Origin of the sequence: Microcoleus sp. B9-D4 (assembly GCF_036705105.1) — a bacterium.
Taxonomy (GTDB): domain Bacteria; phylum Cyanobacteriota; class Cyanobacteriia; order Cyanobacteriales; family Microcoleaceae; genus Microcoleus.
In genome coordinates, this window is record NZ_JAUBTS010000033.1 from 59,079 (window position 1) to 72,288 (window position 13,210).

The 13,210-nt window shown below is 44.5% G+C and carries 14 protein-coding genes; 8 read left to right on the plus strand and 6 right to left on the minus strand.

All coding sequences use genetic code 11. From position 1 onward, the window contains the following. Window positions 1-127: 127 nt before the first annotated feature. From QUB24_RS19605 to QUB24_RS19615, 3 genes are all read left to right on the plus strand, one after another. Window positions 128-1,678, plus strand: a complete 1,551-nt coding sequence (locus QUB24_RS19605) for an ATP-binding protein (protein WP_333154836.1) — start codon at window positions 128-130, stop codon at window positions 1,676-1,678. A 237-nt stretch (window positions 1,679-1,915) separates the two neighbouring features. After that, window positions 1,916-2,146: a DUF433 domain-containing protein gene (locus QUB24_RS19610; protein ID WP_006634608.1), complete on the plus strand. Its 231-nt coding sequence runs from the start codon at window positions 1,916-1,918 to the stop codon at window positions 2,144-2,146. After that, complete coding sequence (locus QUB24_RS19615) at window positions 2,143-2,475, plus strand: DUF5615 family PIN-like protein (RefSeq protein WP_333154837.1); 333 nt, start codon at window positions 2,143-2,145, stop codon at window positions 2,473-2,475. Before QUB24_RS19610 ends, QUB24_RS19615 begins: the two co-directional genes overlap by 4 nt. A gap of 189 nt (window positions 2,476-2,664) precedes the next feature. Here the strand turns inward: QUB24_RS19615 and QUB24_RS19620 are convergent, their stop codons facing one another. Further along, entirely contained in the window at window positions 2,665-3,369 is a 705-nt protein-coding gene (locus tag QUB24_RS19620; RefSeq protein ID WP_333154838.1) for a Crp/Fnr family transcriptional regulator, read from the minus strand. A gap of 160 nt (window positions 3,370-3,529) precedes the next feature. Between QUB24_RS19620 and QUB24_RS19625 the strand changes: the two genes are divergently transcribed. From QUB24_RS19625 to QUB24_RS19645, 5 genes are all read left to right on the plus strand, one after another. Next, window positions 3,530-5,848, plus strand: a complete 2,319-nt coding sequence (locus tag QUB24_RS19625) for a nitric-oxide reductase large subunit (protein ID WP_333154839.1) — start codon at window positions 3,530-3,532, stop codon at window positions 5,846-5,848. Between the two features lie 48 nt (window positions 5,849-5,896). Further along, entirely contained in the window at window positions 5,897-6,610 is a 714-nt protein-coding gene (locus QUB24_RS19630; protein ID WP_333154840.1) for an alternative oxidase, read from the plus strand. Window positions 6,611-6,812: 202 nt separating this feature from the next. Beyond that, complete coding sequence (locus tag QUB24_RS19635) at window positions 6,813-7,043, plus strand: DUF433 domain-containing protein (RefSeq protein ID WP_006634608.1); 231 nt, start codon at window positions 6,813-6,815, stop codon at window positions 7,041-7,043. Beyond that, window positions 7,040-7,126 (plus strand): DUF5615 family PIN-like protein, encoded by an 87-nt coding sequence (locus tag QUB24_RS19640; RefSeq protein WP_263053636.1) that lies wholly within the window; start codon window positions 7,040-7,042, stop codon window positions 7,124-7,126. The genes QUB24_RS19635 and QUB24_RS19640 overlap by 4 nt, the downstream gene beginning before the upstream one ends. 365 nt (window positions 7,127-7,491) lie before the next feature. Beyond that, window positions 7,492-9,465 carry a hypothetical protein gene (locus QUB24_RS19645; RefSeq protein ID WP_333154841.1) on the plus strand — a complete coding sequence of 658 codons (1,974 nt, stop codon included), beginning with the start codon at window positions 7,492-7,494 and terminating at the stop codon, window positions 9,463-9,465. Window positions 9,466-9,979: 514 nt separating this feature from the next. Here QUB24_RS19645 and QUB24_RS19650 read toward each other — a convergent pair. The 5 genes from QUB24_RS19650 to petM all read right to left on the minus strand — a co-directional run bounded on the left by QUB24_RS19650 (window position 9,980) and on the right by petM (window position 13,137). Further along, the gene (locus QUB24_RS19650; RefSeq protein ID WP_333145301.1) at window positions 9,980-10,372 is read right to left on the minus strand and encodes an aspartyl protease family protein; all 393 of its coding nucleotides are present in this window, start codon (window positions 10,370-10,372) and stop codon (window positions 9,980-9,982) included. Continuing rightward, window positions 10,365-10,583 carry a hypothetical protein gene (locus QUB24_RS19655; RefSeq protein ID WP_333053554.1) on the minus strand — a complete coding sequence of 73 codons (219 nt, stop codon included), beginning with the start codon at window positions 10,581-10,583 and terminating at the stop codon, window positions 10,365-10,367. Before QUB24_RS19655 ends, QUB24_RS19650 begins: the two co-directional genes overlap by 8 nt. A gap of 355 nt (window positions 10,584-10,938) precedes the next feature. After that, on the minus strand, window positions 10,939-11,856 hold the full coding sequence (locus tag QUB24_RS19660) for an NAD(+) kinase (RefSeq protein ID WP_333053556.1): 918 nt from the start codon (window positions 11,854-11,856) through the stop codon (window positions 10,939-10,941). A 1-nt stretch (window position 11,857) separates the two neighbouring features. Then, window positions 11,858-12,835: an NmrA family NAD(P)-binding protein gene (locus tag QUB24_RS19665; RefSeq protein WP_333101618.1), complete on the minus strand. Its 978-nt coding sequence runs from the start codon at window positions 12,833-12,835 to the stop codon at window positions 11,858-11,860. Window positions 12,836-13,032: 197 nt separating this feature from the next. Then, a complete protein-coding gene (gene petM / locus QUB24_RS19670) occupies window positions 13,033-13,137 on the minus strand; it encodes a cytochrome b6-f complex subunit PetM (protein WP_172189541.1) in 105 nt (34 codons plus the stop codon). Between the last annotated feature and the right edge of the window lie 73 nt (window positions 13,138-13,210).

Genomic DNA, 13,210 nt, shown 5'->3' on the forward strand with positions numbered 1-13,210 from the left:
CGACTTTCGCTCTAAGAGAGTTTCATCGGGTACCGAGAGTCGCTACAAACCCCCGCTGAACAACCAGAACGCCATTCCAATAACAGTACAGTAAACTGAGAGCAGCCCCATTCGCCCCAGTTAACCTATGCCACGTTGGTTCAATACTGCTGGCCCATGCCAAGAAGACATTCATTACGCACTGTCGCCCACGGTACGCTTACCAAGCTTAGAACGGTTAATCGCTCAACGCAACTATTTCGTCATCCATGCACCCCGGCAAGTGGGGAAAACCACCGCTATGCTGGCGTTAGCCAAACAACTCACCGAAAGCGGACAATATACAGCCGTGATGCTGTCGGTAGAAGTCGGCGCACCCTTCAGTCAAGACATTGCGGGTGCAGAGGATGCCATTCTCGGTGCTTGGCGACGGGCGATTTCGATTCGACTTCCCCCAGAATTGCAGCCTCCTGCTTGGCCCTCGTCGGAACCGGGACAGCAAATCGGCGATGTACTCAGCCTGTGGGCACAATCTTCTCCTCGTCCTTTGGTGGTTTTCATCGATGAAATTGACGCACTACAAGACCAAGCTTTGATTTCTATTCTGCGCCAACTGCGCGATGGTTATCCCAATCGCCCGAAAGCGTTTCCGCAATCGGTGGGCTTAATTGGTTTGCGGGATGTTCGCGATTACAAAGTGGCTGCGGGGGGAAGCGATCGACTCAATACATCCAGTCCGTTTAATATTAAAGTGCGATCGATTACTCTCAGAGATTTTAATGCCTCAGAAGTCGCGGAACTCTACGCGCAACATACCGAAGATACCGGACAAGTTTTTACACCTGAAGCCGTAGCCTTAGCTTTTGAACTGACTCAGGGACAACCTTGGTTAGTGAATGCTTTAGCTAAGGAAATTGTAGAAGAATTAGTGACCGATGAATCTATAGAAATTACACCACAACATATTTTATCAGCTAAAGAAATTCTCATAAAACGACAAGATACGCATTTAGATAGTTTGGCAGAACGACTGCGAGAAAACCGAGTCAAAGCCATTATCGAGCCGATGCTAGCCGGACGAGAATTGCCAGAATCTTCTAATGACGATCGCCAATATCTCCTAGATTTGGGCTTGCTCAAACGAGATCCAGCCGGGGGTTTAGTCATCGCCAATCCGATTTATCGAGAAGTGTTGCCGCGAGTTTTGGCGCAAGGGCCGCAAGATAGTTTACCGATTATCAGTCCGAGTTGGTTGAACGATCGCGGTGAACTGATAACCGAGGCACTTCTGCAAGCGTTTCTAGCCTTTTGGTTGCAACATGGCGAACCGTTACTCAAAAGTGCATCTTATCCCGAAATAGCCCCTCATTTAGTGTTGATGGCATTTCTGCATCGGGTGATTAATGGTGGCGGAACGTTGGAGAGAGAATATGCGATCGGACGCGACAGAATGGATTTATGTTTGCGTTATGGTGAGGTAACATTGGGAATTGAACTGAAGGTTTGGCGCACTCGGAAAGTCGATCCGTTGAGTAAAGGTTTGGAACAGTTAGATGGATATTTGGCTCGATTGGGACAAGATGAAGGGTGGTTGGTGATATTCGATCGCAGAGATAATGCACCGGAGTTAGAAGAACGACTGAATACTGAAATTCATCTGACACCAATGGGGCGAACCGTTACAGTTATTCGTGCGTGAAGAAGTTCTGATGAATGTCTCGATTTTTGCGATCGTCGAAAGTGTGCGATCGACTCTCATCTAAAATATAATTAAGAAGGGGTTGACATACACGATCGAGCTGCGGTATTACTCGATTCTATCCAGTATTGTACCGCAACTGGCATACAATTATTCGATGGCGCGCCCATGTAACAAGCTAGTATATCTAATCTTTTCGCCAAACCTCAAACGAGGAGATTCTCAAAAATTCCAACTATGAACTACCGAAACCACATCACGATCGAAGCAAATAAACGCGGTGGTAAGCCTTGTGTACGCGGCTTGCGAATTACGGTTTATGAAGTGCTTGAGTACCTGGCTTCCGAGATGACTGAAGCAGAAATTCTCGACGATTTTCCCGATTTGACGCGAGAAGATTTAAAAGCTTGTATAGCTTATGCTGCTGACCGTGAGCGTCGGTTTATGACCGCGACCTTATCGGCATGAAATTACTTTTTGATGAAAACTTGTCGCCCAAGTTGCCGAATCGTTTGAGCGATATTTTCCCAAATTCGCTTCACGTTCGAGATGTGGGAATGAAAGCAACGATCGACCCAATAGTTTGGGATTATGCAAAAGATAATAATTTGATGATTGTCTCGAAAGACGCGGATATGCACGACCTGAGCTTAGTATTTGGGAACCCACCGAAAGTTATTTGGCTTTGCCTTGGAAACTGTTCGACATTGCAAATTGAAAATTTGCTACGTCGGAACTTTAACGCGATCAAATTATTTTGTGAAGACGAGAATTTATCGCTGCTTGCTTTATCATAATACACCGAATCGAATTAGCGTTAGGGTAGGTAGTTTTTCCATGATTATTCCACCAATCTTTTAAAGCCTCACACGCCAATTCACTGGCATATTTACTGTTTCATAATGTTATATATCCTATGTTTTGTTGAAAATCATAAATCCCATGTGGAATAACTTTTCCGTGACCTAAACTCCAAAATTCATGATCTAAAAGCGATCGCCCAACTCTACATTCTGACTCAACGCTTGTAGCCGCTCGCGATCCAATAACTCAATCTGAGAACCATTGATCGTAATTAATCCTTTATCGTGGAGATGCGAGAATGCCCTAGAAAGGGTAGCAGAAATCGTCCCTAAAATAGCAGCTAGCTGAGTTTTAGTAACATCTAGATTAATAACTTGATCACCATTAGCGCGACCGCTCAAATCTAATAAATAAGCCGCTAATCTTTGTGGCACTTCTTTAAACGACAGATCTTCCACCATCTGTGCCAATTTACGCGAACGGGTTGCCAAACTTGTCAGCATATTGATGGCGAGCGCAGGATATTGATGAAGTAAATCCAGAAAAGCTAACCGAGGGAAGAAGATTAATTCTGTGGATTCCAATGCGATCGCAGAAGCTGGAAAAGCTTTGCCATCAAAGGTGGCAACTTCGGCAAAGTAATCGCCTCTTTTTAATAAATGTAAAATGTGTTCTTTCCCATTGGATGCAGTCTTAAATACCTTGACACGACCAGCTTGGACAATGAAAAACCCAGTTGCTTCACTGCCCTGATGGAAAATTGTCTCATCTTTTCCAAAAGTTTGCAGTTGAGCGATCTGAGCTAAAGGAATCAGTTGCTCTGCTGATAATCCTTGAAAAATTAGAATGTTTTGTAACCAGTTGCTCAAATCGACTCTATTTAACATCGTTTAGGGTAGTGAGGATGGTTGGAACAAAGCGCCGAGCTAGACAATATAAACGTACTTGAGCATTTTTTAAGGTTCTTTTTGACTTAAGTCAAAGCATTATTAGGTTCTATTCTCCTATGGTATGTCATAGGTACTTTAAAACCGAATTTATGGCTTTATGGCAAACCCAACCTTTGACAAAGTGGTGACAGCCCGCGCTCGTCCCCGTCAAATTAGCCTACCCGCTTGGCTTGTGCTAATTTGCATCGTCACTTTTTCAGTGCTGATCTTTGCAGGATCGGCGATTTATAAAAATGCACCACCGATTCCCGCGACAGTGGTTTCTCCACAACAGGAGATCATTCTAACTCAGGAGAATATTCAATCTGGGCAAGTGACCTATCTAGGTCGTGGGGGGCAACATATTGGTAGTATTTGGGGGCATGGCAGTTATTTAGCACCCGACTGGACTGCCGATGTTTTACACCGTTGGGGCTTAGCAACGGCAGGAATTTTGCATAATGGCAATCCTGATTTTAGTGAAGCCGATTTACAGGCTTTATCGGCAGTCGATCGCGCTACCCTCCAAGCGCAGGTACAGCAAGAATTTAAAACTAATCGCTATGCGTCAGAGACAGGAGCCTTAACCCTCACTGCGGCTCAAACTAAGGGACTAAGCAAGGTTTTTGATAGTTATCAAACGTTACTATCCCAAGGTTCTAAGATTCATTCCATTCCTAGCGGTTGGTTTACTGACGATACGCAAATCCGTAATGTCACTGCTTTCTTTACTTGGACAGCTTGGGCCGCCGCCGCCGATCGCCCGAATGCACCATTTTCCTATACCGCCAACTTTCCCCACGATGACTTGATTGGCAATCAGGCTCCGGCTCAATTCTTGATCTGGTCAATTGTGTCGGTGATTGTGCTGATTGCGGCGATCGGTGTATTTCTGTTTGTTTACATCACCCAAGAAGATAGCGAAGAAGTAATCGCTGTCGCCCATCGCCCCCTGATTCGCCTTGCCACACCTAGCCAAAAAGTCACCACCCTCTTCTTTGGGGTTGCTATGACTTTATTTTTGGTGCAAATGTTGATGGGAATGGTCACAGCCCATTACGCGGTAGAAGGCGATGGCTTCTATGGTGTGCCACTTCAGAAATATTTACCCTATGCCGCCTCACGGACTTGGCATTTACAGCTAGCAGTATTTTGGATTGCCACCTGTTGGCTCGCCGCAGGGCTATATTTCGCGCCCAGGTTTGGCAAACATGAACCGAAGTTGCAAGCTTGGGGCAATGGCGGTTTGTTAGTGGCTTTGACTGTCGTTGTTGTTGGTTCCTTAATCGGATCTTGGGCTAGTGTCCAAGGCATTATCGGCGGTGACAATAGTTTCTGGTTTGGACATCAGGGCTATGAATATGTAGAACTTGGTCGCCTCTGGCAATTATTGCTGATTGGTGGCATGGTGTTTTGGCTCTGGCTGATGTACCGCGCCCTCAAGCCTGCACTCAAGGCGGAAGGCGATAAAACGGGACTGAATCACTTCTTTCTCTACAGTGCGATTACGATTCCCCTGTTCTATGCGTCAGGGTTGATGTACAACAATCACACCCATTTGAGCATTGCTGAATATTGGCGTTGGTGGGTCGTGCATTTATGGGTAGAAGGCTTCTTCGAGGTATTTGCGACTGTAGCGATCGCCTATCTATGTAGCGAATTGGGCTTTCTAAAGCGCTCATCAGCCCTGAGAGCCACCTACATGACGACAATTCTCTATCTCGGTAGTGGCGTAATCGGCACGTTACACCATCTCTACTTTGCAGGAACACCTGTATTCATTACGTCGATGGGTTCCGTTGCTTCAGCCTTAGAAGTCGTTCCCTTGACCTTAATTGGCTTTGAAGTGGTGAAGTCGATGAAGCTATCCCAAGAAGCGCAAGGATTTTATCGAGTACCACTAAAATTCTTTATTGCCACTGCTTTTTGGAACTTAATTGGCGCAGGTGTCTTTGGTTTCTTAATCAATCCACCGATTTTCCTCTACTATTGCCAAGGACTAAATACCACGCCCATTCATGCTCACTCGGCACTATTTGGGGTCTATGGCTCCCTTGCGATCGCCCTGATGCTCTTTGCCTTGCGTGAAATCACTCCCGATCGCGCTTGGGATGAGAAAAACTTCAATTTATCCTTCTGGTGGATCAATGTTGGTCTAGGCATGATGATGGTTTTAGGACTGATTCCTAATGGTTTTTATCAATTGGTGCAATCCGTTAATCATGGCACTTGGTACGCTCGCAGTGCTGAAGTCATTGGTTCGGCATGGATGCAGTGGACAGTTTGGCTACGCATCCCTGGGGATATCGTCTTCTCGGTTGGTGCATTGATCCTCGTCTTTTGCGTGATTAAAGCGATCGTGGCTATTTTCCAACAGCCTACTCAAGCCCAACCCCTCGAAACCATTGCGGCTGAGATTCCGGTTGTCAGTCATTAGTTGCTCAATTGTTCAAATTATCTTTGGTATTTATTGAGGATTCAGTCAATGATTCGTTTCTTAGTTGGTATTCTCGTTTTTGTGATCAATGTAGTTTATGCCGATCGCCCTTATCCTCGGTTTTATGTACTAGAAACCGTGGCTCGTGTTCCTTATTTCTCTTATCTATCGGTACTTCACCTCTATGAAACCTTGGGCTGGTGGCGAAAGGCTGATTGGTTAAAAATCCACTTTTCGGAGTCGTGGAATGAACTACATCATCTGCTGATTATGGAATCACTGGGAGGATCGAGCTTTTGGGTCGATCGCCTTCTAGCACGAGCCACTGCACTCATTTACTACTGGATTATCATTTTGGTCTACATGGTGTCGTCCAAATCTGCCTACAACTTCATGGAACTTGTAGAGGGACACGCCTATGCCAGCTACGACAAGTTCCTCAATGCCGAAGCTGAAGCTCTCAAGCAACAGCCCGCACCAGATGTCGCTATCCAATACTATCGAGATGGCGATTTGTATATGTTTGAGGAGTTTCAAACAAGCAGTGCTAATGTATTCCGTCGTCCAACGATCGACAATCTCTATGATGTGTTTGTTGCCATTCGGGATGATGAAATGGAACACGTGAAAACAATGGTGGCTTGTCAGCAGCCGACTGCACAATTCTCGTTAGTCAGTCCCCATGCGATGCAGGCAGCTTCTACGCTAAAGGTTGAGTTAACTGCAAAGACCGATGCTGTGGAACTCAGTCCCTCGAAATAGGTGATTTGAACCCGTCGTTCTCTGGTATGAAAACGTTGGTATCGCCCTGTGTCTAGGGGCGATCGCGGCTTTTCTGATGGATGCTATTATCGAAAACAATCACTAATTCTTATTTGGCGATCGGGACTTTCTTCCATTCGTCGATCGTCTTGGACTGAAATCTGTTCTCTAAACTAATCTGCTAAAAATCCCATATTAAACTATGAACTACCGAAACCACATCACGATCGAAGCAAATAAACGCGGTGGTAAGCCTTGTGTACGCGGCTTGCGAATTACGGTTTATGAAGTGCTTGAGTACCTGGCTTCCGAGATGACTGAAGCAGAAATTCTCGACGATTTTCCCGATTTGACGCGAGAAGATTTAAAAGCTTGTATAGCTTATGCTGCTGACCGTGAGCGTCGGTTTATGACCGCGACCTTATCGGCATGAAATTACTTTTTGATGAAAACTTGTCGCCCAAGTTGCCGAATCGTTTGAGCGATATTTTCCCAAATTCGCTTCACGTCCTTTGATGTGGGAATGAAAGCAACGATCGACCCAATAGTTTGGGATAAAGATAGCTTTTTTAATTAGGACGGCTTAAGTGATTGAGTCGAATCGTGTGGCGAATTCGATCGAGGAAAGGAGATTCTGATGGGGAGTAAGAAGGAGTTGACATACATCGTCAATCTGCGGTATTATACGGCTATACTCAGTATTGTACCGCAACTGCGATATAATTATAAGTTATGCTGCTCAATCACTGAGCTATGCCGTACCAAAATTACTGCTGCCCGGAAAATCATAATGAGCCAATTTCTACGCATTTGGGAATAAAAGCATCTGCTCTATTGTCAGAGTAGTCGGGGTTTAGTCTTGCACTTCAAGAGTTTTGTATATGAGCATACAATTTGTCCAAAGCCTAAAGGGACGGATAGAGTCTGAGATTGAGATATTAGAGAGAAATATAAAAGGTCAGAAGAGTGTTAATTTTCTTATTAAAACTCGCTGCTCGATAAACTCGCTTAAAAGCATTTCGGTGCGTCTAGCAAGAATGAAAGCACTGCTCGAAATACAAGATTATAATTTGGTTTTTATTGGGAAAATAGGCGTTGGTAAAACTACAGCTATATGTCATCTATTTAATCTGTTTCACAAAGAAGAAAAAACTGTTGGTAAAACCGGAAAGACTGTCAATAAGATTAGTGAACTGCTATCTACGGGATCAGGGAGGACAACTATTTGTGAAGTTGTCATACAGCCCTCAATGTCCAAGAGAAGCTTCCTTGAGATAGAGCCATACAGTGATGATGAAGTTAAAGAATTTATCCGAGAAGTCTGTATCTACTTCTGGAATAAGGAACATGATCAAAATTCAGAAGTAACTGGCCTACCACCTGCTGAACTGCTAAGAGCCATTAGAAATATCACTGATCTTCGAGACTCTCAGATTGAAGGAAAGCGTGTAGATAAAGCATCTGAACTTGCCCAGTCATATAAAAAAAATCTTGATGGCTTTTTAAAGTCCGTTCTTGAAAGAGCAAATTTATCACGCAGAAATCAAACCCGTTTAGAATCTCTCGATGATTTTGAAAGTGTAGAAGATGAGAGAAAGTGGTTGCGTCATAACTTTAGCAATTTGAATCTTGGAAAAATGGATAAATTCTCTTTGCCCAAGAGAATTTATGTGGGTGTTAGTAATAAACTAATTGAATTTAATAAATATCCTCGCTTCAGATCAATCATTGACACAAGAGGTATGGATGATGCCAGAGATAGAAAAGATCTGTCTGATTACATCCGTAACCAAGACAATTCAATCTGTCTGTTTGCGGAACAATTTCTAGCTGCTCCAAGTAATGTTAGCGAGCTTCTGAAGAGATACCTAACGCGAGAATCGAGAGATATTGATACAAAAGTAGCATTACTGGTTCTGCCTCGAAAGGGCGAACCTGAAGATGTCGTCAACTTAGATGGAAAAGTAGAGGATAGAGACGAGGGAATTAAGGTTAGAAAAAATCAGATCGATGATGCTTTTGCAAGAGAGAACATCAAGTTCTTGCTAGAGAATATTTTCTTCTATGATGCTCTTCAGTTCTACGACGAGGAACATATCCTGAAACCTCAGTATGAAAAGGATGATGTTTCTGATGCAAGAATTGAACTGTTAGATGCTATCAATGATTTAATTTCTAGAAGAGAGAGAGCCTTACTTCAAGAAGCAAAAAATTATGAAGACATTTTTCAAGTCATCAAAAGTGGAGGAGGATTAAGCCCCCAAGAGGAAAAATTAATAAACGATCTAAAAAAAACTATTGAGTCTCATGAAAAGACAGAGTTTTTGAGTAATTTTGAGAATAGATATAAGAATCATCTTAAAAGCTATCATGTGATGGTTTTTCGTGCAATAAATAATAGGTTTGGCACCTATGATCTGCGAGATATAGATATTTATTTCGATGGTTCTACTGTTGCAGAAGTATTACTTAGGGACAGGCTTCGTGAGTCAAAGGCAGAGATTATAGGTGCTGTTGAGTTGGTTGAGAAACATGCCTCAGAACAATCAGGGCTTAAACCCGTCATGAAAATTTTAAGCGAACAAATAGATGAATATTTTGAGAAATTTATTATTGAGATCGGGCAAGAAATTTGCTGCTGTATCAAAGATAGTCTTGCTCCCCAAACTTACTCTAATGAATTTTGGGATTATGCTCAAAATAGGTGGGGTCAAGGGCATGGCTACAGAGATGATGTACTTGACCAATATGGTAGCCAAATTAATAGTTTAGATGATTGGCTGGTTGAGAGAGTACAAGAAGTTTGGAAGCAGAACTTTATGGATAGGATTCTAGAGTTCTTTGGTGAAAGTTGAAGTTGGCACAGCATAACAATCCCGCTGCACCGGAACGAAGTCGAGTTATCGGTGAGATGCAAAGTTCATCTGCGTCCGGTGAGCGGGAACGTTAGCCCGCTAAATCTTGGTTAGGGTATAGTTGATAATCATGAGTTAGTTGTAATCAAATACATTGTAAAGATTTAATGAATTTACGTAAAAACATTGTATTTATTGTGGAAAAAATATAAACTCCTAAAGGGTGCTGTTCAATTTGTTGTATTCCCGGCTTATTGATAAAAGTCGGGCTGCCGTTGGATTGAAGTTGTAAAAAATTCAAAGTGTAGGAGCATACCCATGAACAGGAGATTACTGATTTTCTCGATCGCAGCGGTGGTTTAGGGAATGGGGCATAGGTAATGGGTGGGATGTTAAACCAAAATGTCCCTGTGTACTAACGCTATCTCGCAAACGCTGCCTCACTTTGGAGATGGTTCGGAATCTCGATCGAGAGTTAAGCTAAATAAAACTCCGAGTTCTGCATCGATGCTTATTAGAAGCGAATAATTTCGATCGTGCCTCGCGATCGCACAAAACAAACATCAAATTCTCGAAAGAAGTTGGTTTGCCCGAGAATTAATGGAACCTGAGAGGCTTGTGCCCAAGCAAATGCTAGGCGAACGGGTTCCAGATTCCCAATTTGAACATCTACAAATACACCCCGCGCCTCAACCGTTGCCAGATTTCCTGCCAATGGCAAGCGGACAGTTTGTTCCTCCCAAATTGCACCCAATTGCAGACCAATGTCATAAGGTAATAGATTGACCGCAGACCCAGTATCTAGCAGTGCATTCGCCGAGACAGAAAAGCCTGCATGAATCAGAGTGATGGGAATCGTGGGTAATGCTTCATCGTCAGAAAAGGGAAACTCGATCGAACTAGGCATGAGTAGATGCCTCTCGATCGTCTCGAATCATCTGCATCATAATGTTTGCCGCTTCCGTTGCATCGTAGAGCGATCGAACTGGATACTCTGATGCAGAAAAGATGACTTGTAGTTCAGCGTCTGGGATTTGCACTGCTAGGAGTTTGAAGAGTGATAATTTGTCTGACTGGCTCAGATTGTTCACCAAAGGTATTAACTCAGCGAGAGACATGGTTTAAACTCCCAGAAGTACGAGAATACATCTATCATAAACGCTGCCTGAGTTTGGAGATGATTCGGAATCTCGATCGAGAATTAAGGATTCCGTAGGAGATTCCGATCAAACTTTATCCTGCCCAAAAACAAAGAAAAAGCCGCCCTAAAAGGCGACGTACTGAGCGTAGCCGAAGTGACCACGAATTTCTTGATGGTACCCGCCACGTGATTTATCCGTGGAATCAATCCAAAATCGAAAATCGAAAATCCTCAAGCCCCCGCATTTATCCGTGGGGTCAATCGAAAATCTAAAATCGAAAATCTAAAATCGATTGACGGGACTTTAGCCCTCCGCTTATTACCAACAAATATCAAGGCAACTCAACCGAACTCGGTTTAGCAATGTGAGGCAAGCCCCAGCCCAATTTTTCCCGCAAAATGTGGAAAAACTCAAAAGATTGCACCCGAATAAAGCGGGCTGGGTACGGAGCTCGCTCGACTTGCACCCAATCTTCGGGCAGAACATAACATCCGCCGTTACCATCTACCACCATTACCAGGCGGGTCGGACTCGCCGGCAAAATCTTGATCGGCTCGGTGTTGGAAAACACCAAAGCCCGCGAAGCCATTGAATGCGGGCAAATAGGCAGCAACTGCAACACCGGCACTCCGGGAATGATCACAGGCCCGCCGGCAGACAGCGCGTAAGCCGTCGATCCTGTGGGAGTCGCGATGATGACTCCATCTGCGGCAATGTCAATAGAGGCGTGTTGCCCGATCGCCACTTCAAAATGACACATACAAGTCAGGGGTTCCCGGTGCAGCACCATTTCATTGAGACAAAGGGCTTCCCAGAGGCAGTCGTTTTCTCGAAACAGCCGCACAGCCAGCATCGATCTTTCTTCGATTTCGTATTCTCCGGCGATTACCTTTTCCAAAGCTTGCGGCAGCAAGTTCAGGTAAGTTTCTGTTAAAAAGCCCATGTGACCGGTATTGACAGTCAGCAGCGGCACTCCAATCGGAGCGACTTGGCGAAATGCCGACAGCACCGTACCGTCGCCACCCAAAACCACTGCAAACTCCATGTCGCTGTCAAAACCGGGGGGGACGAGTTGTTCGATCTGAGTGTGGCACAGGGGGCGATCGGGGCTAGAATAGCCCAGAATTCCTCCCGAACCAGAAACCGAGCAAACCTCCCAGCCGCGGGCAGTCAGCTTGTCTTCCAACTCTGCGGCGATGCGACAAGCCACAGGTTTAACGTCGTTGTATATAATCCCAGCTTTCGGCACTTTAAAATGTAAAGGGCATTTTTTGTTTACTCCGTTTTTTAGTCTTAAGCTGCTCGTACTCTATTTCCTTGAGCTTCTTCATAATCAGATTAAAGTATTCTTCGAGATAAGACTCCAAAGTAGTAGTTTCTTTGGGGTCGATTCCGAAGACACTGTAAACATCATCCATCGGAGCTTTCAAGGGTTTTCCGGCGGCCAAAACTTCTGAAAAAGCCAATCTGTCAGCTACGTTCCAACTCCACTGAAAGAAGGTAGCTAATTTACGAGTAGCCTGCAACAATACGTCTGGGGTGCGCGTAATTTTTGCTTCCTTCCCTGACAGCCGTTCGCACAACCGCACGATTTCGTCAGCATCCCAAGCGCGATTTCCCACCACCGGAAAGCTTTTTTTCTCGGTTTCAGGAACGGAAAGGGCCCGGACGGCAAATTTAGCAACGTCCTGAGTGTTCATGTATGCCAGGGCGGATGGCTTGTTGGGCAGCCAGACTGCCTGATTGTCCAAAATCGGCATTGCATACAGACTCAGCAGTCCTTGTAAAAAGCCGCAAGGTCTCAAGATTGTATAGTCTAGACCGGATTCTGCTAAGAACAATTCGGTACAGCGCTTAATTTCCAACAAGGGGACTTGGGGATATTTCTCCGCGTCGAGAAAGGAAAAGAATATGTAACGCTTGATGCCTGCTGCTGCTGCTGCTTGGATCAGCGATACTTTTCCGTCCCAGTCTACTCTTTTGATGCTGACAGAATCGGCAGCACTTGCTGTTGCTGCATCGATAATAGCACTGACGCCTTCTAGGGCCGGAGGCAGACTGTCTGGCTGGCAAAGGTTCCCCGGTACGAGTTCAGCGCCCCATTCTTTCAAAAATGCAGCTTTTCTGTAACTTCTGACTAAACAGCGCACCTGGTAGCCCTCGTCTAGGGCGCGGCGGGCTATCTGGCGGCCGAGAGTGCCGGTGGCACCTAAAATCAATAAAGTCATCTAGGGATTAATTATGAATCTTAAACTTTCAATAAGATGGTATCAGGTTTTTGTTAAGTTTTTTATAAAAACTTAACAAAAACCTGAAATTTTCTCATTTTAGGCTTGAGATATTCGCCAGAAGGCTTGCTTTCGGCAGCAAGTAGACTCTAGAAGGCAGAAGGTAGAAGGCTTCTGATGGATTGGTTGAAAAAAACTTATTCTTCGCCGCCTTGCAATTTGAGCAGGAGGAAGCCTCCACCTATACCCACGAAAATTAGGGAAAAGGACAAAAAGGCTGCATTGAAAATTTCAGGATTCATAAAAAATACTCGGTAAGTGGGAAACTCAGTGGCTTCAGCCCTGAGAGGAAAACGACACGGCGATTTCAATCGC